Below are 23,265 nucleotides of genomic sequence, written 5' to 3'. Positions count from 1 at the left end.
AGTAGCGAGCAAGATGTATTAGTAGCGAGCAAGATGTATTAGTAGCGAGCAAGATGTATTAGTAGCGAGCAAGATGTATTAGTAGCGAGCAAGATGTATTAGTAGCGAGCAAGATGTATTAGTAGCGAGCAAGATGCTCGCACTACATACAAGGATTGCGCCATTATTGACATTAAGGTTTATATGCCGAACAGCTTACATCTTCGTGTTACTTAAATCGGGAAAAACCTCCCGCACCGCCGGATGAACCAACTGATGATTCTGGACATTCACTCCCTTTGCCAACGCCACATCTGATGCGACAGCCTTGATTCCTTCATTGGCTAACTTGAGGACATAGGGTAACGTACTGTTATTCAGGGCTTGAGTCGAACTCCAAGGTACAGCACCGGGCATATTGGGGACACCATAATGGACAACCCCTTCATCTATATAGGTAGGATTCGTGTGTGAGGTAGATTTCAAGGTTTCAATACATCCTCCCTGATCCACCGCCACATCAACAATTACAGCACCCGGATGCATTTGTTGTACCAAGCCACGAGGAACCAGAATTGGCGCTCGACGCCCCGGAACTAATACCGCCCCAATCAGTAAATCGGCTTGGGGAACGACGGCTTCAATTTGGGCTGAATTACTGTAAAGGAGTTCAACTCTGGAACCAAACAGGGTTTCTAAGTAGGCTAGACGTTCAACATTAATATCCAAAATCTGAACTTGAGCGCCCATTCCTACCGCCATTTTCGCCGCTTCTGTGCCGACAACGCCACCCCCAAGAATCACTACCTTACCGCGTCTCACTCCAGGAACCCCCCCTAAAAGCACCCCGCGCCCACCTTGCTGGCGTTCTAGAAATCGAGCGCCAAATTGGACAGAAAGACGACCCGCAATGATGCTCATTGGCGTCAGCAAGGGGAGGCGGCGATCTGGAAGTTCCACCGTCTCATACGCGATCGCACAAACACCACTATCGATTAAACACTCGGTCAACCGGCGATCCGCCGCCAAATGCAGGTAGGTAAACAGTAATTGTTCTTTCTGTAAATATGAATACTCCGACGTTAGCGGTTCTTTTACCTTAACCACCAGTTCCTGATTCCACGCCTCGGCTGCTGTGGCGACAATCTTAGCGCCACTATGCTGATAGTCTTCGTCAGTAAAGCCAGCACCCGCTCCCGCCTGGGTTTCAATCCAAACCTGATGTCCTGCTTCCTGTAAGACGCGAACACTACTAGGACTCAAGCCGACTCGAAATTCTTGGTCTTTTGTCTCTTTGGGTACACCGATTTCCATCGTTTTCCTTTATGTAATGCAGTTTTCAGATGTTGTGCCATAAGGACTAAGCTTATACTCCTGGCGCGATCGCACAACACTGTTGTTGAATTTGGTATCACTTAACTGTATAAATTCTGCCCTTGCTTGTTTAAATGTTAAACTTAGTAAAGAAATATAACTAAATCATTACACCATCCTTGGCAACCATGACACAACCCCAACCCACAACCACTCCCCAACTCGCCGAACCCAAGTTCGGTTTCAATGAATATGCTGAACGTTTGAATGGTCGAGCCGCGATGATTGGTTTTGTCTTGACCTTGGTGATTGAATATGCAACAGGTCAGGGACTGCTAACGTGGCTAGGTTTGCAATAATACTCTGACATTCATATTTGGCAGTGAGAGCCTCTTCCAAAAGGGTTGCTTGGCATAACCCTAGTTAGCGGCTCTGAACAAGTCAAACGTCTCACGTCAATTGTAGGGGCGGGTTTAGCCACTGAAGCTAGCTTACCTGCCAATAACGGACAAACAAAACCCGCCCTCCTCCGCCCCTAGCAAATGGATTAAGTCAGTCGCTATACTGATTGCGACTATAGAGTATTAGTGTTAAAGAATAATGGGTTGTCAGTTAATCTGTCGATTAATCGGATAACCTAGAAGTAGATTAAGCACTTACGTGGAATAGAGATAAATAGCAAACCGTGATGAATGCCTTAGGACCTCGATTCTGGAAGTTAGCCTACCGCAAAGAACCAATTTCTAGCTTTATTGTCACTGTCGGCGCTGTCGATGCCGTCATTGGCGGAGTTGGCGAACGCTGGTCGCTGCTAACCTTTGGGTTAATGATGGTCATGTTAGCCGTTGGTATCCGCTGGTGGCAAAGCCAACGCCGCCAAACAGAACTGGCTGAACAACCTGTAACTCATCATTATCTGCCATCAAGTCCTTCCCGTCCACCCTTACCGATGCTCAGTACCAGCAAGCATCATCCCCATCGCTGATGCTGTTTTGGTGCAAGTCGGGTGTAATTGATCGGAAACTCAGGGCGAGACAGGAAGACGGATTGGCGGGAATGACGAGCAAAACAACATTAGAGCGATTGTATAAAATTGGCGAAGTTGCCAATCAAAGTGGATTATCGGTAAAAACGATTCGGTATTACGAAGAGGTGGGTTTACTGACGCCAACGACAACCCGTTCCGAATCAGGTTATCGCCTGTTTACCGAACCAACCCTGAATCGGTTAGCCTTTATCAAGCGATCGCAATCCCTCGGACTCAGCCTGAGTGAAATCCACGAAATCCTCGAGGTTCACGACTCCGGGGAATTACCCTGTGGTGCAGTGAAGCAACACTTGCTGCATAAAGTAGAGGAAATTAACCAGCAAATTCAAGCCCTAGAACTACTCAAATCAGAGCTTGTCGGCTTACTCTCAGGATGGCAAGAGCAGCCGCCGCGCGATCGCGTAGCTCAAACTATCTGTCCCAACATTCAATGAATAATTGTCCAGATGTATCATGGCGAGTCTTGACTCAACGCTGGGCTAAAAAGTACCTGGCGCGTGTGTAGGGGCGGGTTTCACGATTATCGTTTTTGACCTCACCCCGATGGAACTAAACCCGCCCCATTCCAAGTTTGAAGTGCGATAATTTAGGACGAATGACGAATGACAAATGACGCATGACCAATGACATAAGGGCAGTTTTAATCGGAGTGATGATAAGTTTGGCGACTATAAGCCATAAGGCAATAAGTCAGCCTTTACCTGTACCCGTTGCGCCACCAAGTCCGGAAAATCCTGCCCAACCGCCGCCTCCTACACCAACAAATCCACTCAATCCCGATAATTTCTCTCCACCTCAACCTTTCTCCTCTCCTGAAACCTGGAGAAATCCGCGACTCATTTACACCTTTACAGGTCATAACACAGCCGTTGATTCCTTGTTCTTTAGCCTCGATGGAACCATTCTAATTAGCGGCGGTAGTCGTAACGATGGCAAAATTAAATTCTGGCAGCTAAAAACAGGTCGAGAAATCGACAGCCTGCGAGCGCAACGAACTTCAGTATCTGTCCTAGGCTTATCACCCGATGGAGAAACCTTGGTCAGTTCGGGTACAGATTCTGCGGTTAATCTCTGGAACTGGAGAACCGGAGACTATATCCATCAGTTTCGTGATCATACCAGCAATGTTTTATCCTTGGCAATCACGCCAGATGGTCGCACCTTAGTCACAGGCGCTTTAGATGGAATTCGACTATGGGATTTAACCAAACAACGTCGAATGTACACCTTAGCGCGTTTCGATAACCAGACCTATGGACTGGCGATTCACCCCGATGGAGATATCCTGGCAAGTGGTCATAAGTTTGGTTCAATTAAACTCTGGAATGTAAAAACAGGACAGTCACTCAATCGGATTAGCGCCCATCGTGGTTCAGTTAATGCCTTGGCGTTTACACCCGATGGACAAACATTAGTCAGTGGTAGTTACGATCGCACGATTAAAATCTGGAATCTCAGAACAGGACAATTAGCACAAACTCTTTCGGGACATACCGGGCGAGTCTGGGCTGTGGCGATTAATCCCGATGGTGAAACTCTCGCTAGCGCCAGCCGTGATGGGGTGCGGTTATGGAATCTCAGAACCGGTGAACTGTTAGCGTTACTGACAGCCCATGACGATTGGGTGCATTCCGTTGCCTTTAGCCCTGATGGTACACTCCTAGCAACGGGTGGATTTGATCGGCAAATCATGATTTGGCAAATTTCTCCCGTGAGTGGTGAAGAGTTGGCACAACGTTCTCAGTAGGGGCTTGGTTACCAAGCCCCTACTTCACTGGGGGAGCTGGGGAAGCATGTAGAGACGTAGCATGCTACGTCTGGGAAGCTGGGGAAGCATGTAGAGACGTAGCATGCTACGTCTGGGAAGCTGGGGGAGATAGTAGCTGTTGGCGTTATTTCTGCCTTCTTACACTAGGATTTCCCCCGTACAGGCGTGTTCACTTAAAGGAAATCTAGTATAAACTAGAGGACAAAAGCTATAAAAGCTTAGCTTACTATAAAGCCAAGTTAATCTTTGGAAAAGAAAAGCTAATCAGTCGGAGCAGACGACGCTCACAGAAGACGCGATCGCGAATCGTCCAAGGGTCTGTTGTAATTAAAACAGTAAACGGAAAAAGTCAAGCAAAATTCATTTTTATTCAGAAATAACCATCTGATCAGTAGGCTAAGTTGCTTCTGTTCGTCCGTTTTGATGTGAAAATATTCAACCCTAGAACCTTGGTCTCTTGTTTCATTGATAATTCCGATAGTCTATCCATGGCGACAGTGATTGAGTTATGTCAAGCCATCTCTGGAGAAATTAGACTACAGCCATTGCTCTCAAGCTTAATCCAGATAGCCTTTGAGACGACAGATACTCAAAGCGTTACCCTGATTTTGCATCAGCCGGAGAATTTAGTCATAGCGGCTAGGGGGGTAAGGGGTATGAACCCCACCATTTTGCCCCTGACTCCCATTGAATCCAGCCCGGAGATTCCCCTGATGCTGGTTGAATATGTATGGCATCATCCAGACATTTTAATTGTCTCAGATGATACGACAGATGTTAAACGATGGTCAATGATCGCACTGAACCCTCAAAACCAGGTTCCATATAAGCCTAGCGTTGGGTCAAAACCATGCCCTCGAGGGTCGCGAAGGGTTAACACTCAAAACTCAACACCTCCCCAACTGAGTATATTATGTGCGCCATTAACAGTTGGCAATCAAAGAATTGGTATTCTTTACCTAGAAAATAATCAAACCAGAGGCATATTTACGCGTGATCGCGTGGCGATTGTCCAACTCCTGTGCACTCAAGCTGCATCAGCACTCAAGAATGCTCAAGCATACAACCAGCTAGAAAACCATTCGCGAATCCTGGAGAACACTGTAGAACAGCAAAAGCAGCAGTTACAACACAGTGAATTCCGCTATCGTGCGATTATTGAGGATCAAAGTGAACTGATTTGTCGTTACAGTGCCGATGGCATACTCACCTTTGTTAACGAAGTCTATTGTCGCTATTTTGGCAAAACTCCCGAAGAACTAATTGGACATCGCTTTTTCCCCCTGATTCACCCGGATGATCAAGCGGTGTTAGAAGGCTTTATTGCGGGGTTGACTCCAGACAACCCTGTAGGTATAGTCGAACACCGTGTCATTCTAGAGGGGGGTGAACTCCGTTGGCAACAATGGAGCGATCGCGCTATCTTTAACAATCAAGGTCGATTAGTGGAATTCCATGCAGTTGGACGGGATATCACTGATTGCAAATTAACTGAAGCCCGCCTGCGCCACAGTGAAGCCAGACTCCACGCCGTTGTTACCAGTACCTCCGACGGGATTATGATCGTCGATCGCCAAGGTCAAGTTCGCTTCACCAACCCAGCCGCCGCCAACCTCTTAAATCAGGACGTAGACAACTTACTCAACTATAACTTTGGACTGCCCATTGGTGTGAATCAAACCACAGAATTGGGAATTGTTCGCGCCGATGGACAACTCAGCTTTGCTGAAATGAGTGTGGTGGAAACCGAATGGGAAGGTGAATCGGTTTTTGAGATTTGCTTGCGCGATGTCACCGAACGTCAACGGGCGGAAGCCGCCTTACGAGAAAGTGAAGAACGCTTCCGGGCAATATTTGAACAAGCCGCCGTGGGCATTGCCCTGGGGACACCATCGGGACAGTTAATTCGGGTCAATCAACGATTTTGTAACCTGGTAGGATACGAGGAATCTGAATTATTACAGCTTAGTTTCCCCGACATTACTCACTCTGATGACCGAGCCGCAGAACTTAATGATTTAACTCAATTATTAGCAGGTCAACGTTCCACCTATTCTAGAGAAAAACGCTTTATCCGCAAAGATGGTCAATGGCAATGGGTCAATGTTGCTGTATCCCTGGTGCGAACTTGGATGGATACCCCTAATTATATTATTGGCGTCGTTGAGGATATCCAACAGCGCAAGCAAACGGAAGTCGCCCTGCAACAAGCTTTAGATGCAGCAGAAGCAGCGAATCGAGGCAAAAGCGAGTTCTTGGCAAATATGAGTCATGAACTGCGTACTCCCCTGAATGCCATTCTGGGTTTTACTCAACTCATGGCAAGGGATGCTTCTCTAAATCCAGATCAGCAGGATTATTTGAGCATTATTACTCGTTCGGGTGAACATTTGCTGGATTTGATCAATAATGTCCTGAATATGTCCAAAATTGAGGCAGGTCGGGTTTCGCTGTCAGAAAATAGCTTTGATCTCTACAGTTTGGTTGATTCCATTGCTGAAATGTTGCGCTTGAAAGCCTTATCTAAGGGGTTACAGCTTATCGTTGAGCGAACGGCAAATGTGCCGAACTATGGGGTGGCGGATGAGGGAAAATTGCGGCAGATTTTGATTAACTTAGTCGGTAATGCGGTTAAATTTACCTCACAAGGTCGGGTTATCTTGCGGGTGCAAGAGATATCCGATACGATAAACGCACCAACGAACACCGATACTCAATCCAGGCTGTTTTTTGAAGTTGAAGACACAGGCGTTGGCATTCCTGCTGAGGAACTGGATACCCTGTTTCAAGCCTTTGTGCAAACGAAAACCAGTCAGCGATCGCAGTCAGGAACGGGTTTAGGTTTAGCTATTAGTCGTCGATTTGTCCAGTTGATGGGTGGAGAAATTACCATTAATAGTACTCCAGGTCAAGGTACACTGGTAAAATTTGATATCCCCATTGGCATTGTTCCCCAAGATCAGATTCCTCGCCAACCCTTAAGTCAACAGGTTATTGGCATCGCACCCGACCAACCCAACTATCGCATTTTAGTGGTTGAAGATCAATGGGCAAATCGCAAACCCCTGGTTAAGTTTCTGGAATCCTTGGGATTTGACGTGCGAGAAGCCGAGAATGGTCAAGTGGCTGTGGCTATTTGGGAACGTTGGCATCCTCATCTGATTTGGCTAGATATGCGAATGCCAGTGATGGATGGGTATGAAACCACCCAATTGATTAAATCTCATCCTCAGGGAAAGACAACCGTGATTATTGCCTTAACCGCTAGTGCTTTTGATGAAGAACGAACCACTATTTTAGACGCAGGGTGTGATGATTTTGTCGCCAAGCCCTTCCGAACAGACGCGATTTTAGAGAAAATGCGACAACATTTAGGACTCCGTTATCGCTATGAAAATGCTGCCCCACCCTCATCCGATGCCGATACACCGATATTAACCTCTGAGGATTTAAAGGTGATGCCGACGAAATGGATTGCCCAGTTGCACCAAGCCGCAATCCAGCTCAATAGCAAGCAGATTATTCAGCTTATCGAACAGATTCCCCCAGAACAGACGTTATTCGCTAAGGCGTTAACCGATTTAGTTAATAATTTTCGTTGTGATGTCATTATGGATATAGCTCACAAGGCTATCTCCTGATAAAAACCTCCCTTTTCTCCGGTATTTTAGATACGGGATATACTTCAATAGAATATTACTTGGATACACTCTAATTTAATTCCAGCTCCCTCTGCTCCCCCTAGCCCTTGCCGTATTACACTATCCGCCATCCTTATGGCAGCCAGACTTGCTTATGAATAGTTATCAGCCAAAAACAGCAAAAGGAATTATTTTAATCGTTGATGATACACCCGATAGCTTACGTCTGTTGGAAGCCGCACTAACAAGATATGGGTATGAAGTTCGCAGTACAGTCAACGGTGCTATGGCATTAATGGCGGCAAAAGCGGTAGCCCCGGATCTGATTTTGTTGGACATTAAAATGCCCGACATGAATGGCTATGACGTTTGTTCAGCCTTGAAAGCTTCACCCGTCACTCGTGATATTCCGATAATTTTTATTAGCGCCTTAGATGAAGTCTTTGATAAAGTCAAAGCCTTTGCCTTGGGAGGGGCTGACTATATTACTAAACCTTTTCAATTTGAAGAGGTTTTGGCGCGTGTCGATCATCAACTGACGATTCGTCAACTTACCCAGGATTTAGAGCAACGAGTTGAAGAACGAACCGCCCAATTAAAACAAACCTTACAGGAGTTACAACAAGCCCAAGTTCAGCTTATACAGGTGGAAAAGATGGCAACACTGGGTCAACTGGTAGCCGCCGTAGCTCATGAAATTAACAATCCTGTAGGGTTTATTAATGGAAATCTCAGTTGTGCCAAAGATTATACTAACGATCTGATTTCCCTGCTGCATCTGTATCAAGACAAATTTCCCCATCCCGGAGCTGAAATCGAACAAGAAAGTCAGGATATTGAACTTGATTATTTGATTGAAGATCTGCCCAGTATTTTATCCTCAATGAAAAAAGGAGTTGATCGTCTCTTTCAGTTAAGTAGCTCTTTGCGAACTTTTTCTCGTTTGGATGCTCATACTAAGGTAGTATTTAATATTCATGATGGAATTGAGAGTACATTGTTGATTTTAAAGCATCGACTTAAGGCAAATGATAAACGTCCAGCTATTAATATAATAAAAAACTACGGGGATGTACCGCCTATTGACTGTTATCCTGGGCAACTAAATCAAGTTTTTATGAATATCATTGCTAATGCCATTGATGCATTAGATGAATTACAGACAAAGAAGTCCAAGGAATTGAATAAAGACTATCTGCCTCAAATTAAAATTGATACCGACATTCAGGACGATAAAGAAACTGTTATTATTCGGATTCGCGATAATGGAATAGGAATGCCAAGTCAGGTAAAAGACTGCATATTTGATAACTTTTTTACCACCAAGCCCGTGGGCAAAGGAACAGGTTTAGGCTTATCGATTGCGCGTCAGATTGCGGTTGAAAAGCATGGAGGTTCCCTAAATTTTAGTTCCGCACCAGAGCAAGGAACCGAGTTTGTGATTGAGTTGCCCATGTCATAAGTCTTTTGATCTGTCATTTGTCAATCCACAATTGTAGGGGCGGGTTTAGCCATTCAATTTAGATATTCACCGATAAATAAACAACAAAACCCGCCCTGATTCAGGAATCGTGCTGTTATTGAGGAACTTTAGCCCATCAGAGAAGGGTTGATGTTTTGATGGAGGAAGTTCGCGATCGCCTGATTAATCTGTGCGCGATCGCCCTTGTCTCGTCCAAACGCCGCCCCATGACCATAGACTGAGTTTACCACAATCAGTTGGGCATGAGGAACCAATGCAGCTTCTGCGGTGACATCAGCGACAGCAAAATAGGCATCCGTGCGAATAGGTAACAAGAGAACCTCTGCTTTTATACTCTTCAACGCCTTCTTTAAAGATCCATCCATACCCGGCGTCAAACTAACATCATGACTTGCCCAAGTCTGAAAATGACATAATAGGTCATTCGCATCTTTTTCATGATAGCGGGTACGCCACTTCGCCAAAAATTCATCCAACGAATTTGCCTGAGTATCAGGATACCTTTGATACACCTCTGACGAATAAAACTCTGGCGAAAATGCCCAAGGAGCCCAAGCTTCAGACATACGTGACAGCCCAAGCAAAGGAGGTTCTGTATAATTTCCCTCCTGAAACGCTGGATCAGAACGAATACAGGTGGCTAAACTATTAAGAAATAGACGAACATGCCAAGTAGCGCGACAACTTCCGGCAATAACCACAGCATTTTCTACCCTATCCGGATAACTCACCGCCCATTGAATTGCCTGTTGTCCTCCCATACTCGCACCAACAACAGCACGAATCCTATTAACGCCAAGATGATTCAGAAGTGCAGCTTGTAAATTCACATTATCCCGAATCGTTACCGCCGGAAAATTAGCACCATTAAACGGTGGCGACGTATTACTTGGAGAACTACTGCGCCCATTCCCCAACAACTCCGTATGAATAATCCAATCTTTTTTTGGATCTAACGCCAACTTAGCACCCCGCAGATAAGCCACATCATAATAACTTTGAGAAAAAGCCGCACAAGTGACAATTGGCGATTGTGATGACGGTGTACCACTAATTCGATAAGCTAAATTAACCTGAGGTAATACAACACCAGATTCCAGTTCAAACCTATCCAGTGTAAACGTATTAAATTTAGGTGCTGGAAAAATACCCATTAGTTGTCATTTATTGTAGAACCGATAACAAGGAATAGCAAATTGAACGGTACATGAGCTTACTTATATATATATTACGATAAACTTTTCCATCAAATACACCCAATTCCTCTGCGCCCCTCTGCGTTAACCTCTGCGTCCCTCTGCGTTGAAAAAACATGTAATAAGATTACCAGTATCTGGAACCTTTACCTAAAAAATCAGTCAACTTTACTCATAATCATCTTATTATGGCAGGCATATTTCCATGTTAAATTATCGCTGGCAATCAAAACTAGCCGTTCTGATGGCACTAGGCATAACCACAACAGCCTCACTTCCCATCCTCATCGCCGCACCAGCGACAGCAAAACCCCAACCTTATCGTATCGGGCAACTGTTTCCCTCACAACCCACACCAGTCACCCCTCGTTCTACCCAGGTAAGCGTACCATCGGGAACAATTATTACCGTTAAATCTGAGGAAGCAGAAAAAATAGTCGTTACCCCCGATGAAACCGCACCCATCACCCTAACAATTACCCAACCGATTCGTTCCTCAGCCGGAACCATTTTAATTCCCGCCGGGAGTCAAATTGAGGGAGAATTACGTCCCGTAGAAGGTGGTACTCAATTTATCGCTAAACAGCTAATCCTAAAAACCAGTAATCGAGAATTACCGATTGAAGCGACATCAGCCATCATTACAGAAACAGAAACAATCGATAACGGAACTGATGTAAGTAGTATTCTCAAAAATGCCGCCATTGGTGCAGCCGCCGCCGGGGTTTTATCAGAAATCTTTGGCGATATTGATTTAATTGAAGTTTTAGTCGGTGCTGGATTAGGCGCATTAGGCGGATTACTTTTAGGCGGAGGCGAACAAGCCGAAGTTGTCGTGATTTACCCAGAAACCGATTTAGAATTAACCTTAGATAGCGAGTTAGTTCTTAGATAAGGCAGTGGTTATTTGTAGGGGCGGGTTTTACGGTTATCGGTTGCGGGTAGACACAGATGTAAATAAACCCGCCCAATGACAAATGACAAATTCATCAAAAAAACAAAGCCGAAAACACACAAGCCATAATTAATCCCGTCGCATCTGCCAATAAAGCCGCCACCAATGCATAACGGATACGAGTAATGCCAACAGCGCCAAAATAAACCGCCAACACATAAAACGTTGTTTCCGTACTCCCCATCATCGTTGAAGCCAAAAACGCACTATAGGAATCCGGCGCTCGTTCCACGATTTCACTCATAATGCCAAACGCCCCTCCCCCAGAAAGAGGACGAATTAACGCCATCGGTAAAACTTCGGCAGGCATCCCAATTAAACGGGTTATCGGATTTAATAAAGTCGAAAGTGCCTCCATCGCCCCCGACGCCCGAAACATACCAATTGCCACTAAAATAGCGACTAAAAACGGAATAATCCGAATCGCAATTTCAAACCCCTGTACCGCCCCTTCCGTCACCGCTTCATAAACTTTCACCCCTCGTCCAACCCCATAAGCGATAATCAATAAGATTAATGTAGGAATCAGCCAATAGGAAATAAAATCTTGGTTGAAGAAACCACCTAAACTTTGGCGGATGATCACGCCATAAACCATAGAAAAGATGAACCCGGCAATAAACCCCCAGGCGATAATTTTAGAAATTCGACCTGCTGGATACAACAAATGGGAAAAATCAGGTTCTTCAACAGGTTTAACCTCATCCTCGGTTTGCAGCACCGTTTCTTGTCCTGAACTATCCGCGACAGGCGTATCGGATACTTGACTCCTTTTTCGTAAAAACAACGCCACTAAAACCCCAACCAGCGTCGAACAAGTCGTAGACAAAAACGTCGGTAACCAAATTCCTGCCGGATCACTACTATTTGCCGCCGCCCTTACCCCAATGACACCCAGGGGAAATAAAGCCACACTGGATGTATTAATTGCCAAAAACAAGCACATCGCATCCGTTGCTGTTCCCGGGAACGGATTCAACTTATTCAACTCCACCATCGCCTTAATGCCAAATGGAGTCGCCGCATTCCCCAACCCCAGCATATTGGCAGAAATATTCAGAATCATCGCCCCCATCGCCGGATGGGTAGGGGGTACATCGGGAAAAAGTTTCACCATTAAGGGTTTGAGCAGAGTTGCCAGATTGTACATCAGCCCTCCGGCTTCCAAAACCCGCACCAATCCTAGCCAAAGCGCCATAACCCCAATCAAACCAATGGCTAACTCGACAGCCGTTTTAGCGGATTCAAAACTGGCGTCAGTAATGGCTTGCATCTTGTCGGTATACCCGGCAAATAGGATAGCGAAAGCAATAAAGCCGACAAAAACAATGTTGATAGCGCTGGGCTTTCTTGATGGTTGGGAGGACATACTGAATCACCGTAAATAGACAAACTCATAGAATAACGGCAAAAGACCGAAGGCAAAAGCCCTCAGTCTTTTAATCACTCTATAACAGTCAGTTTTAGATGCCTGTCGGCTACCAACAGTTCAATCAGTTCATAGGGAAACGAAGCGTTTTCGTTAGAAGGCTTAACTACATTAAGCCGAGTTGTTGGAGAATGCCTTGCCCGGTGAGTAATTCGGTGGCGATACCAATGACGAAGCCTAGCATTGCCAAGCGACCATTCCAGGTTTCAGCAAAGGTGGTAAAGCCTAACTTGGTTTCTTGCTCTTGCATAATTCTTCCCTCTCAATACCTTTGGTGTACGTTTTTGCCTTGTCCAATGACCCGTCTCGGTGGATTACATCAAGCCGAGTTGCTGGAGAATGCCTTGCCCGGTGAGTAGTTCAGTGGCGATACCGATAACGAAGCCCAGCATTGCCAAGCGACCATTCCAGGTTTCAGCAAATGAGGTAAAGCCAAACTTGGTTTCTTGTTCTTGCATGAGTGGTGTCTCCTGTATCTGTCTCTGTAATAAAATTTAACTTAATTTTTCTAAAGCCGCAACATTTCTTTAGATTCATGAGCCACATGATATGATATAGAGATGATTGATTGTGCTTATGTAGTGCCATGGCACGTCTAGGATCAGGGGAAAACAAGTGAAGGGTTAAGTCAGGGCGGGTTTAGTTACATCTGGGTGAGGTAAAAAACGGTAATAATGAAACCCGCCCCTACACCCCTGACGCAACAGGTTTCCTAGAACCTTTTCTCTTAACCTGGAACTATCCCATTGCTACATTAGCCGCGATCGCTCATTTGCCTATGGCTTACGCAATCCCATCGGACTCTATTTTCACCCCACCACCAACGAACTCTACACCACCGTCAACGAACGGGATAAACTGGGGGATAACTTAGTTCCCGACTACCTGACCCGTCCGGACTCACCACCTGGGGACGCCCGGTTGGGGTGCTGGTGTTACCTGATGGGGGTCTATTGTTTACCGAAGAGTTCAGCCCCGACACCCGCCCGGAGTTCAAACTCCGGGCTAAAAGCTTAAGTCCATTAAAATGGACTAAAACTAGAGATGCAGTCGTTTTTAGACCACTTGCGCTGTTGGTTCCTTGGGTTTAAACCCAAGGCGGTTGGTGAAACTGGTGCAAGATGTAAGTTCAGACCGATTCAAAAAACGAGCGATCGCGCACAACTGTGATCATGAAAATCCCTTTCATTCTCCCACTCAAAAGTGAAAACGTTGCTCCGGGCGGGTTTAGTCACATCGGGGTAGGAAGAAACACAGTAAAAGTCAAACCCGCCCCTACATTGGTCAACACGGAAAACTTGGGTTGGGGCGGGTTTAGTTCCATCAGCGTAGGAAAAGACACGATAAGCGTCAAACCCGCCCCTACAGTCCCGAAAACGCTTGTATTGGGGATTTTCTTGGTCATGACTCAAGGGTTCACCAACACCATTCACGCGGCTAATCCTCAACACTTGGAACAACTCAAAACAACCAATACTTGTCCTCAATGTGACTTAACCGATGCTGATTTAACCAATGCCAATCTTCAGCAGGCAGAGTTGAGCGGTGCTAACTTAAAAGGAGCAATCCTAACGGGGGCTAACTTAAAGGGAGCCAATCTCAGCAATGCTGAATTGAACGGTGCTAAACTGGCTGGAGCAAACTTGGCAAGGGCGAATTTGAGGGAGGCAAAACTGGGGCTAAGAGAACCAGATGCAGATAACCCCTTACCCTCTCAAGTTGAACCCGATAATCTCTACAATACCCTGTCCTGGCTAGGCTATTTTCCGGCATTTATTGCCAATTGGTATGCAGCCACTGTCACCGACTTGCGCGATACTAACCTCCAGGGGGCTGACTTGTATCGGGCTAACTTAGATGGGGTGCTACTGACTCGTGCTAATCTCCAAGAGGCTCAACTTGACTACGCCAGCTTAGTCCGCACTTACTTAAGGAAAGCCACACTCACCAACGCCAACTTAGTCAGTGCTGATCTACGCAATGCTAATTTAACCGACGCCCAACTGGAAGTCGCCGATATTCGCTCGGCGGATTTGAGGGGCGCTAACCTAAATTCTGCCAATCTGGATACCGTGAATGCCGATAGCGCCAACTTAAGCGGTGCTAATTTAAGTCAAGCTTATATCACTAATGCGGACTTCAATGGTGCAATTTTGGGGAGAACAACACTGCGAGAGGCGGTTCTGAATGGGAGCAATTTTCAGATCGCGGATTTAAGTCAGGCGAACTTACAAAGGGCGCAGTTAAAAGGGGTAGGCTTCAATAGGGCTAATTTGACTAAGGCGAATCTGGAGGGGGCAGACTTGACTAATGCTAAACTCGCGATCGCAGACCTAACTAATGCCCAACTGACGGGGGCGATTCTCCATTCAGCTTACCTGCACAGCGCCACGTTGACAAATGCCAATTTAAGTGGTGTGGATTTACAGGGGGCGCAACTGCGAGAGGCGAATTTAAGTAATGTTACATTGGTTGGCGCCACGTTAGCAGATGCCAATCTGATTCGTTCTACGTTAACTGGAGCTAATTTAACCTATACCAATTTAACCCGATGTGATTTACGCGGGGCTAACTTAACTGGGGCAGATTTGAGTTATGCTAACCTGACGCAAGCCGATTTTGCCCAGGCTGCTTTGATGGGTGTTACCTTACAGGGAGCGAACCTCAGCGACGCCAACTTCAAGGGCGCGATCGGATTTAATCGTTATGCTGTACCTAGGCAGTAATCAATAAGTATCCTATATAATCAAATATACACAGCGCTTTGTGCTGTAATAAAGTACAGTAGATCAAAGTCCCCCTTTTTAAGGGGGATTTAGGGGGATCGACAATGTACCGCATAGCAGAGCAAGCATAGCAGAGCAAACTGCTGTATGTAGCGACGTGGCACACCTCATTTGATAAATTCATCCCACGCCCGTCAACCGTAGGAGCGCAAAGCTTTGCGCCCGATTCCATGGTAAGGTTTCTTCCACCATGTTAATTGTGTCACACCAGTAAGGGAGCGGCGTAAAAATAAAGTACCAGTGAGGCAAGCTGAATTCATGAACTCAGCCAAGCTTCCTTGGTACATGATTAAGTCGCAAGTCCCTAAGTTCTATTTTGTTGACTCACCCTCTGAGAATTTCCAGATACTGGATATGTTATTTTGTTAAGAAAGTATTTGCACCAGCTAGAGGGACTTTTAGAATATTAATGCGGATAGGAGTGGACTATCTGCCAGCCAGATACTTGCCCCACCCATAATAACTTTAAAAAAATGTTATGCTCCTGCGCCGCTCGCCTTTACCTCTGGTATACTCTACCTCAAATCGTGTCTAGCGGGCTACCAAACCTATGTTATTTAATAGCTTTGCTTTCTTAGTCTTCTTTTTAATCACGTTTTCGATCTACTACTTACCCGCCTGCAAAAATCTACAAATCCCCATCTTAATTATAGCCAGTTTGATATTTTACAGTTGGGATAATCCTATGCTGGTTATCTTACTGATTATATCCATGCTTCTGAATGGGTTTACCAGTTTCCGAGTTGCTCATGCGCCGGACAGAAAAGGTGAAATATTTTGGGCATTTACAGGCGTTACGATTAACTTAGCGATATTGGGGTTATTTAAGTATGGGTCTTTATTAACCCATTTATTCGTTGATAACTTAACCAGCGTCAACCCCGGAGAAGGGGCTATTGCTTTACTGTTACATTTGCCGCTACCGATTGGGATTTCATTTTATACCTTTCAAGGAATTAGTTTAGTTGTCGATGTTTTTAGAAATAGAGATAAAGACAACTCTTATGTAGGAGGCAGTTTAGTCCGTCATCTCATTAATACTTCATTCTTTATCGCATTATTTCCCCAAATCATTGCTGGTCCTATTGTCAAAGCAAATACCTTTTTTCCCCAGATAGAGACGAAGTATTTTAAGTATATTAAATGGGATATTGTTTTCCGTTCCTTGACCATTGGTTATTTTCTGAAAATGGTCGTAGCGGATAACTTAAAAGATTATACCTACTGGATCGCCTGTCCATACTGCCAAGGACAAGCCACTTCCACTAATCTAGTTTTGCTCTTCGGCTACTCAATGCAAATCTTTGCCGACTTTGCTGGATACTCGATCATTGCCATCGGTTTGGGGGCGGCGTTAGGATACCGTTTTCCAGAGAATTTTAACTTTCCTTACATTTCGCGATCGATTGCCGAATTTTGGCGGCGTTGGCATATTTCCTTATCCAGTTGGTTACGCGATTATTTATATTTTCCTTTAGGCGGAAATCGGGAAGGAAAAGTTAGAACATATATTAACTTGATGATTGTTATGACACTCGGAGGGCTGTGGCATGGTGCGGCTTGGAGTTACGCTGTTTGGGGGATGTTTCATGGGTTTGGTTTAGCTTTAGAAAGATTTTTGGGTTTGGCGAACAAGAAAGCTGAAGAACAGGTAAAGCAATTACCATTATGGCAGCAGTTTATCTTAGACTTTATTCGAGTGATGGCTGTATTTTGGTTTGTCTCCCTAGGCTGGCTTTTGTTTAAACTGCCTGAGTTTGGAGAAGCGTTACAGTTTATGGGGGCGCTGTTCAAGAATGTAGGTAAACCTCCAGATTTAAGGTTTGTGGCTCCGATTTTAATTTTCTCGTTACCCGTTGTTATTTATCATATACCCCATTTTCCCACATTTGAACATCTAACCAACCGTTATCTTGATCCCTCAAAAAATAAAGTCGCAAAAGGGCTTCAAAACATGGCTCTAGCGACAATGTTATTTTTTATCCTGTTAAACAGTGGCAGTTCTAATGAATTCATCTACTTCCAATTCTAGTTGGCGCTTCATGGTGCGTCCGCTATTAATCTTGATTTTCTTGCTGAGCTTATATCATACGTTGACGGTGGGAAAAGTATTACCTTCTAGCGAAGGTATTAGTATCGAGGAAACCAACTATGTTAAGGTGGAAAAATATGTCTATCACGATAGTAAAATTGATGTGTTATTAGTGGGAAGTTCGCGCACCGCTAAGCTTGATCCTCAGTATATTAGTGATGATGCCGCGAATCTAGGAATGCGAGGACTGTCTTCAGCAACGGGTTTAGAGTTAGTCAAAAAGACCCAATCAAAACCATCCATTGTCTTGGTAGAAATTAATAGCACAATTGGTCGCCAAGATGAAGACCTAATTCAATCGTTATTTAATCCCTTCAATTACTATATTCGCCTGTATTTTCCGATGTTTAGGACTGAGTATCGACCTGTGAGTGTTTTTATTCAAGCTGTGCGAAATTTTCTGGAAAAGGCAGATATTATTAGTTTAGAGGAAATAGACCAACAGCGAATTAATCTAGAATTTAGAGAAACCATCGTTAAAGAGGCGATTCAGGAAAATGAGCAACCGTTATCCGAAGAAAACAAAGCAACGCTAATGCGAGATGCAGAATCAATTAAATCTCAGATTAAATCTATTGATGACAGTGGTGTACGGGTTGTTTTATACAATGTACCGGGAGATCCCCGGATTGATAATACAATGAAGCAACGTCAAGAGCATGAATTTTTACGAACCTTATTTCCTCCCAAGAAATTTGAGTGGTTACCTGAGCCACCCGCGAGAGAGTGGAGTACTTCAGATGGGACTCACTTGATCAGTGATGATGCTAAGGTGTTTACTGAATTTATTAGAGATAAAATATAATTGTTAAAATTCACGGTATTGATTTCTCGTCTGTCTCAAAATTTGTGGGTGCGGTGTGCCTGTTTACTGGGTGCTTGTGTACTGTTGGTTATCGTTAGCATGATTGGCTTCAACCAACACTTTGACACAAAATACCTGTATGTCGCTGGGCTGTCTTGGTGGGAAGGGTCAAATGCTTATGATCCGAATGTAGCCAGCCGCCTCGGGGCAAACCAAAGTTTAGGGAGTTTTTTCTATCCTCCCCAGATTGCGCCCTTGTGTCTTCTTCTCGGTGCATTTCCTTGGACGCAGGCAAAGGTGGTGATGACGCTTGTCAATATAGTTAGCGCTGGGGTATTGGCTTATTTCTCTGTGCTATTGGTGAAACAGCCTCAGGTGAAACGGCTAAGGGTTCCGGGTTCCGGTGCAGTGTGGTTTATTCCAGCCATTGTTCTGGCTAATCCATTTACCCTGAATGTCATGGTTTTGGGACAAACAACCTTAATTGTCGCCGCCGCGCTAGTGGGTGGCTGGTATTATGCTTATCGCGATAAGTGGGTTTTAAGTGGTATTCTGATTGCCATTTCTACGATTAAACCGCAGTTAAGCCTGCTGGTTATCCTGTGGTTCCTTTTAGAGAGACGCTGGCGAATTTTGGCAGTAGCCGCCGTTGCCGTTACTACCTTACTTTTTTGTCTGGTTCCCATGGCGGTTAGTGGTCCAATTGAAGTGTTTTTTCATTGGTTTTCTAGCTTAGGTAAACATAAAACGATATTTGCCAATGTTTTAGGAACTGGGGGCGTTTTCAGTCTCCAAGATTTATTCTATGCGGCTGGAATTAAAGTGCCACCGTTATTGCCGTTGGGAATTATTCTTTCAGGTCTATTATGGTGGTATCGTTCTCAACTCATTATCGACGATGTGATTGGTCTACTGATGGCAATTGCATTACTATTTGGTTTGGCGCATCATTATGATTTAGTGGCATTAGCTCCAATAGTAGCAGCATTCTGGCGGCATGTACATAATCACCCAAAAGTGACCTGGATTGCTCTAGGATTGCTGGTAATTATGCTTTTGCCGCGAAATTTCGTCATGACATTCATGGACAGCAACCTATTGCTGCAATATCGTATCGTTTTGTTACTAATTATGACAATTTGGTTATTAGTGATGAGCTTAGCAGAGAATCACCCGAATCCAGTATAGAACTAATATCGACTTGTCTGTCTACGTGAGGACGCAGAAGTATAAGACGCCTTTGCCTCTACTTTAGCGCCATTGGCAACAATACCTAAAAGAGAAGCGCCAGCAATCTTTAATCCATCAACGGCTTTGATCACTAGAGAACGATTAGTCTTTTCAATTCCCACAACCAGTAAACTCCCATCTGTTTTAGCCGCTAAGAGGTTGCCATCTCCCAGACCTAACAGGGGTGGAGTATCATAAATAACCAAGTCAAACTGGACTGAAAATTGTTCCATCAGATGATGCATTTTATCAGAGGAGAGAAGCTTGATGGGATCAGATAAGGTTTGACCCGCTGTCAAGACAAAAAAGTTGTCATCAACAGAGGATCTTTGAATTGCATCATCAATCGGTACATTCGACGCAATCACATCGCTGAGTCCCTGAGTATTCGGTAAATCTAACTGATTGTGAAGTTGGGGAACACGTAAATCTGTGTCTACGAGTAACACACGCTGACCAATTCTCGCCGCCGTTTCAGCTAGATAAATAGCAACCGTTGTTTTTCCATCTGCAGGTATCGCTGAGCTAATTGCTAGTGAGTGGATAGGCTTTTTTGCATGTAGCAAGCGAATCGTTGTGTAAAGAGAGCGAAACGCTTCCATTAGAGGAGATGTATTGTACTTGTTTCCACGAGTATCATGGTTAGCCATGAGACGAGGCTCTCCTGATGCAATCACTCCTGATGCAACCAAATTTTTGGCAGCAGAAGCCTTTTGCTTGAGTTTCTTCGAGCGTTTCCGCAGATCTTTCGTCAAAGGAATTACTCCCAGAATGGGCAATTTTGTTTGCCCTTGAATTTCCTCTGGGGTATGAAAAACTGTGTGTAAAATCTCGACCAAAAAACCGACGCCGATACCAAGCAGCCCACTTAACACGACAGCAATAGCAAAGGGACGTCTCAAAGATAGAGCTTCAACGGGAAGGGGATTACCATTTGCCGTGCGCCAAAGTTCCGGTGGACTAATCATTTCCCAGGGAATTTCTTGTTGAGCCGCATCGAGTCTCAAGGATTCTCGTTTGGAGAGAAATTCTTTCAGATTATCTGTGGCAACATCTAATTTCCGCTGTAAATCAGCAATCTGACGGGTAACCGTTGGCAACTGTTCAAGTTTTTGATTGACTTGATTTTCGGTTTGGACAATGGTATTGTAGCGCTCTTCTAGACCTTGGATTTCACCGGCTAGGTTTTCCAGAATGTCTTGGGATTGTTGATTGAGTAATACCCTCAAATTTTGCTGCTTTTCACGCAAAATTTCCATGGGCGGGCTATCCTCCCGAAACTGGGCTGACTCTGAGGCAAGTTGAGCTTCTATAGTCTGTAACTGCGATAGTAAAGTGCCATAAGCGTCAGATTCTCGCGACAAAATTGCCGTAGGATTTTCTTCCCTGAACTGTTTTTGTAGTGTCTCGTAGAGGGCTTTAGTTTCAGCAAGTTGTACTTCAGTCACTAATCGGTCTTTACTGATTCCTAAAGCATGTTGACTCAGGCGTAACTCTGCTTCTTCTGGATCAACAAGATTGTACTGCTGCCGGATATTTTGCAACTGTCCTTGGATAACATCAACTTGTTGTTGTAAACTCGGAAGTTGAGTATCAATAAATTCTATACCTTGAGTTAGACTTTTCTGACGCTCTTGTAAGCTGTATTCCAAGTATGTCTTGGCAACCGTTTCTAACACAAATAATATTTGTTTAGTGTCTTTATTCTTATATTTTACCTCGATAATTTTAGTTCCTTCTTCCTTACCATCTTTTTCATAACTAAGACGATCAATCGACAAACTATCCTTCAGGGAGTTGTAATTAATTGCCGGATATCGCTGTTGAAGATTTTCAACTACGGATTCCATTAGTTTTGGACTTAACAAAACCCTGATTTGGGTTTCGTAGTCCAGCAAACTTGAGCGATCAACTTCTATTCTTTCAATATCTACACTTTGACTTTGAGACCTTAAAAATTGATTTCTCAACCTACCTTCAGCCGTTACGGGTTCAACGAGCAGTTTGAATGAGCCTTGATACTCTAGTATTGTTTGACGCTTGTTCCAAATCAACCAGAGTGCAGAAATCACGATTAATATTAAAGCCACCCCGCCCATGACGAAGGCTCGGCGACGGACGACGGCGAAAACCCAACCTAGGTCTACCTGCTGTCCACTATTTTCATCAGGTTCAGCCGGGGGAACTTGAGACAAAGAGAAACGTGTCTTGCCATTAGGCTGTGATGAGAACGGCTGTAAATTTTGGTCTGTATCCATCTAATGCACCTCTATAGTTTTGGGGTGACTTGCGTCTGATGTACGTAAGCTATCTGCCTTGCTTAATCCGGTTCAAGACAGACCTATCTCTATTGTAATTGTAAGAATTGTCAGAATTCCTCCCACCCCGAGTCAGCGCTATAGTCTGAATTGCTCTAAGTCTGTTGTCGCTAAGTTCTCTTGGCGGACGAAACGAGAGGATATTCCTGGTGCGGCAAAATATTTTTCCATCAGTTCTTGGGGATCTTTCTTTCCGCCTCCTTCCTGCTCAATCAACTGAGCCACATAAGTACATAGATTTAGCCTGACACCATTAAGCTGCTTAAGTGCTTGTTCACGTATTGTCTCAGGATTGGGCGGTGATTTCTGCCAATGTTGTACCGCTTGGGCAACCGCATCAGCTTGAGCCGGAGTGATGATGGAATTCTCATCGTTAAAGAATTGATCCCGTCCACCTTTGCTGGGTGTACTGACAACAGGAATGCCACACAGGAGATATTCCATGGAGGCATACATGGCGCCTTCTTGAGCAGAGAGACAGAGTCCCGCATAAGCCTGATTAATCTTTTTGGCTAATTCAGGGCGCGGAATAAATTCTTTATTATAATCAGCGTGGGCTAACTCTGGACAGAAGTTGGGCAAGTCACCCCCGTAAGAAATAACCATCAACCGCTTGATCGCTTTAGCTAACTCATGTCGCTTAAAGGGTTGAAGCTGTGCCGTGTAGATTGCATCATAGCGTTTGGGCTGATCTAGAGGTTTGTATATATACTCATTGACATAGAAGCTGGAACTTAGTTGTGTCCCTTGTATCAACCAACGTTGACGCCAGACATCTTCGTCTGACGCATTGACAATCAAGTGATATGTCCTGCCTGATATCTCATGCCAGAGTTGATTCCGCTTAAATTTCACCATCGGTTTCCATCGCGCCGACCACCCACCGGGACTTTCTAGGACATGTTTGGGTTCAAATCCTGGCGGTAAAGTGGGGAAGTCTCCGATAAATGAAACAATTAGGGGTTCAACGCTCAGGATGTAAAAACCATGAAATAACACAGTAACGCACCTCTTGCTCTATGTATCATCTTCAGTCCGGATGGTTAATTCCGTAAGGCTTTGTCTGCCATCCATCTGCCAGTGGAGCTGACCAGGCAATCTCAAAGATGGGCTGAGAAAGAATAACTCTACCATAAATGATGCCAAACAGCGCGATCGCTCGATTCGTTCGACGTACCCAATCCCTCACCACCATGGCTTGAATAGATTACTCTCAGCTAA

The 23,265-nt window shown here is 44.7% G+C and carries 19 protein-coding genes; 11 read left to right on the top strand and 8 right to left on the bottom strand.

Features of this window, described 5'->3' with window-relative positions; all coding sequences use genetic code 11:
• Positions 1-195 precede the first annotated feature (195 nt).
• Positions 196-1,293 (bottom strand): alanine dehydrogenase, encoded by a 1,098-nt coding sequence (gene ald / locus RIB93_RS30720; protein WP_446378805.1) that lies wholly within the window; start codon positions 1,291-1,293, stop codon positions 196-198.
• A gap of 188 nt (positions 1,294-1,481) precedes the next feature.
• Between ald and RIB93_RS30715 the strand changes: the two genes are divergently transcribed.
• The 6 genes from RIB93_RS30715 (at position 1,482) to RIB93_RS30690 (ending at position 9,212) form a co-directional block, all read left to right on the top strand.
• Positions 1,482-1,652 carry a hypothetical protein gene (locus RIB93_RS30715; RefSeq protein WP_446378803.1) on the top strand — a complete coding sequence of 57 codons (171 nt, stop codon included), beginning with the start codon at positions 1,482-1,484 and terminating at the stop codon, positions 1,650-1,652.
• A 329-nt stretch (positions 1,653-1,981) separates the two neighbouring features.
• The gene (locus tag RIB93_RS30710) at positions 1,982-2,278 is read left to right on the top strand and encodes a hypothetical protein (protein WP_446378801.1); all 297 of its coding nucleotides are present in this window, start codon (positions 1,982-1,984) and stop codon (positions 2,276-2,278) included.
• Positions 2,279-2,349: 71 nt separating this feature from the next.
• Positions 2,350-2,775, top strand: coding sequence for a heavy metal-responsive transcriptional regulator (locus RIB93_RS30705; protein ID WP_446378799.1), 426 nt, complete (start codon positions 2,350-2,352; stop codon positions 2,773-2,775).
• A 182-nt stretch (positions 2,776-2,957) separates the two neighbouring features.
• Positions 2,958-4,088, top strand: coding sequence for a WD40 repeat domain-containing protein (locus RIB93_RS30700; RefSeq protein ID WP_446378796.1), 1,131 nt, complete (start codon positions 2,958-2,960; stop codon positions 4,086-4,088).
• Between the two features lie 509 nt (positions 4,089-4,597).
• Complete coding sequence (locus tag RIB93_RS30695) at positions 4,598-7,750, top strand: PAS domain S-box protein (RefSeq protein WP_446378794.1); 3,153 nt, start codon at positions 4,598-4,600, stop codon at positions 7,748-7,750.
• Between the two features lie 154 nt (positions 7,751-7,904).
• Entirely contained in the window at positions 7,905-9,212 is a 1,308-nt protein-coding gene (locus tag RIB93_RS30690; protein ID WP_446378792.1) for a sensor histidine kinase, read from the top strand.
• Between the two features lie 128 nt (positions 9,213-9,340).
• Here the strand turns inward: RIB93_RS30690 and RIB93_RS30685 are convergent, their stop codons facing one another.
• Positions 9,341-10,387 carry an alpha/beta fold hydrolase gene (locus tag RIB93_RS30685; RefSeq protein ID WP_446378790.1) on the bottom strand — a complete coding sequence of 349 codons (1,047 nt, stop codon included), beginning with the start codon at positions 10,385-10,387 and terminating at the stop codon, positions 9,341-9,343.
• 247 nt (positions 10,388-10,634) lie between these two features.
• Between RIB93_RS30685 and RIB93_RS30680 the strand changes: the two genes are divergently transcribed.
• Positions 10,635-11,324: a hypothetical protein gene (locus RIB93_RS30680; protein ID WP_446378788.1), complete on the top strand. Its 690-nt coding sequence runs from the start codon at positions 10,635-10,637 to the stop codon at positions 11,322-11,324.
• 94 nt (positions 11,325-11,418) lie between these two features.
• On the opposite strand, the gene RIB93_RS30675 is transcribed toward RIB93_RS30680, so the two are convergent.
• From RIB93_RS30675 to RIB93_RS30665, 3 genes are all read right to left on the bottom strand, one after another.
• Positions 11,419-12,753 (bottom strand): nucleoside recognition domain-containing protein, encoded by a 1,335-nt coding sequence (locus tag RIB93_RS30675; protein ID WP_446378786.1) that lies wholly within the window; start codon positions 12,751-12,753, stop codon positions 11,419-11,421.
• Between the two features lie 166 nt (positions 12,754-12,919).
• The gene (locus tag RIB93_RS30670) at positions 12,920-13,063 is read right to left on the bottom strand and encodes a chlorophyll a/b-binding protein (protein ID WP_446353875.1); all 144 of its coding nucleotides are present in this window, start codon (positions 13,061-13,063) and stop codon (positions 12,920-12,922) included.
• 64 nt (positions 13,064-13,127) lie between these two features.
• Positions 13,128-13,271 carry a chlorophyll a/b-binding protein gene (locus RIB93_RS30665; RefSeq protein WP_006101425.1) on the bottom strand — a complete coding sequence of 48 codons (144 nt, stop codon included), beginning with the start codon at positions 13,269-13,271 and terminating at the stop codon, positions 13,128-13,130.
• Between the two features lie 714 nt (positions 13,272-13,985).
• Here RIB93_RS30665 and RIB93_RS30660 point away from each other — a divergent pair.
• The 4 genes from RIB93_RS30660 (at position 13,986) to RIB93_RS30645 (ending at position 19,684) form a co-directional block, all read left to right on the top strand.
• Positions 13,986-15,539 carry a pentapeptide repeat-containing protein gene (locus RIB93_RS30660; RefSeq protein ID WP_446378784.1) on the top strand — a complete coding sequence of 518 codons (1,554 nt, stop codon included), beginning with the start codon at positions 13,986-13,988 and terminating at the stop codon, positions 15,537-15,539.
• Between the two features lie 745 nt (positions 15,540-16,284).
• The gene (locus tag RIB93_RS30655; RefSeq protein WP_446378782.1) at positions 16,285-17,631 is read left to right on the top strand and encodes an MBOAT family O-acyltransferase; all 1,347 of its coding nucleotides are present in this window, start codon (positions 16,285-16,287) and stop codon (positions 17,629-17,631) included.
• Complete coding sequence (locus tag RIB93_RS30650) at positions 17,606-18,496, top strand: hypothetical protein (protein WP_446378780.1); 891 nt, start codon at positions 17,606-17,608, stop codon at positions 18,494-18,496. Before RIB93_RS30655 ends, RIB93_RS30650 begins: the two co-directional genes overlap by 26 nt.
• Positions 18,497-19,684, top strand: a complete 1,188-nt coding sequence (locus RIB93_RS30645) for a glycosyltransferase family 87 protein (RefSeq protein ID WP_446378778.1) — start codon at positions 18,497-18,499, stop codon at positions 19,682-19,684.
• A 2-nt stretch (positions 19,685-19,686) separates the two neighbouring features.
• On the opposite strand, the gene RIB93_RS30640 is transcribed toward RIB93_RS30645, so the two are convergent.
• From RIB93_RS30640 to RIB93_RS30630, 3 genes are all read right to left on the bottom strand, one after another.
• Positions 19,687-21,984, bottom strand: coding sequence for a GumC family protein (locus RIB93_RS30640; protein WP_446378776.1), 2,298 nt, complete (start codon positions 21,982-21,984; stop codon positions 19,687-19,689).
• A 138-nt stretch (positions 21,985-22,122) separates the two neighbouring features.
• On the bottom strand, positions 22,123-23,043 hold the full coding sequence (locus RIB93_RS30635) for a glycosyltransferase (protein ID WP_446378774.1): 921 nt from the start codon (positions 23,041-23,043) through the stop codon (positions 22,123-22,125).
• Between the two features lie 31 nt (positions 23,044-23,074).
• Positions 23,075-23,233, bottom strand: a complete 159-nt coding sequence (locus RIB93_RS30630; protein ID WP_446378772.1) for a hypothetical protein — start codon at positions 23,231-23,233, stop codon at positions 23,075-23,077.
• Positions 23,234-23,265 lie beyond the last annotated feature (32 nt).

Origin of the sequence: Coleofasciculus sp. D1-CHI-01 (genome assembly GCF_040218875.1) — a bacterium.
Taxonomy (GTDB): Bacteria; Cyanobacteriota; Cyanobacteriia; order Cyanobacteriales; family Coleofasciculaceae; genus Coleofasciculus.
The sequence above is the reverse complement of the archived record's forward strand: the minus strand, read 5'-3'. Positions and strand labels throughout refer to the sequence as shown.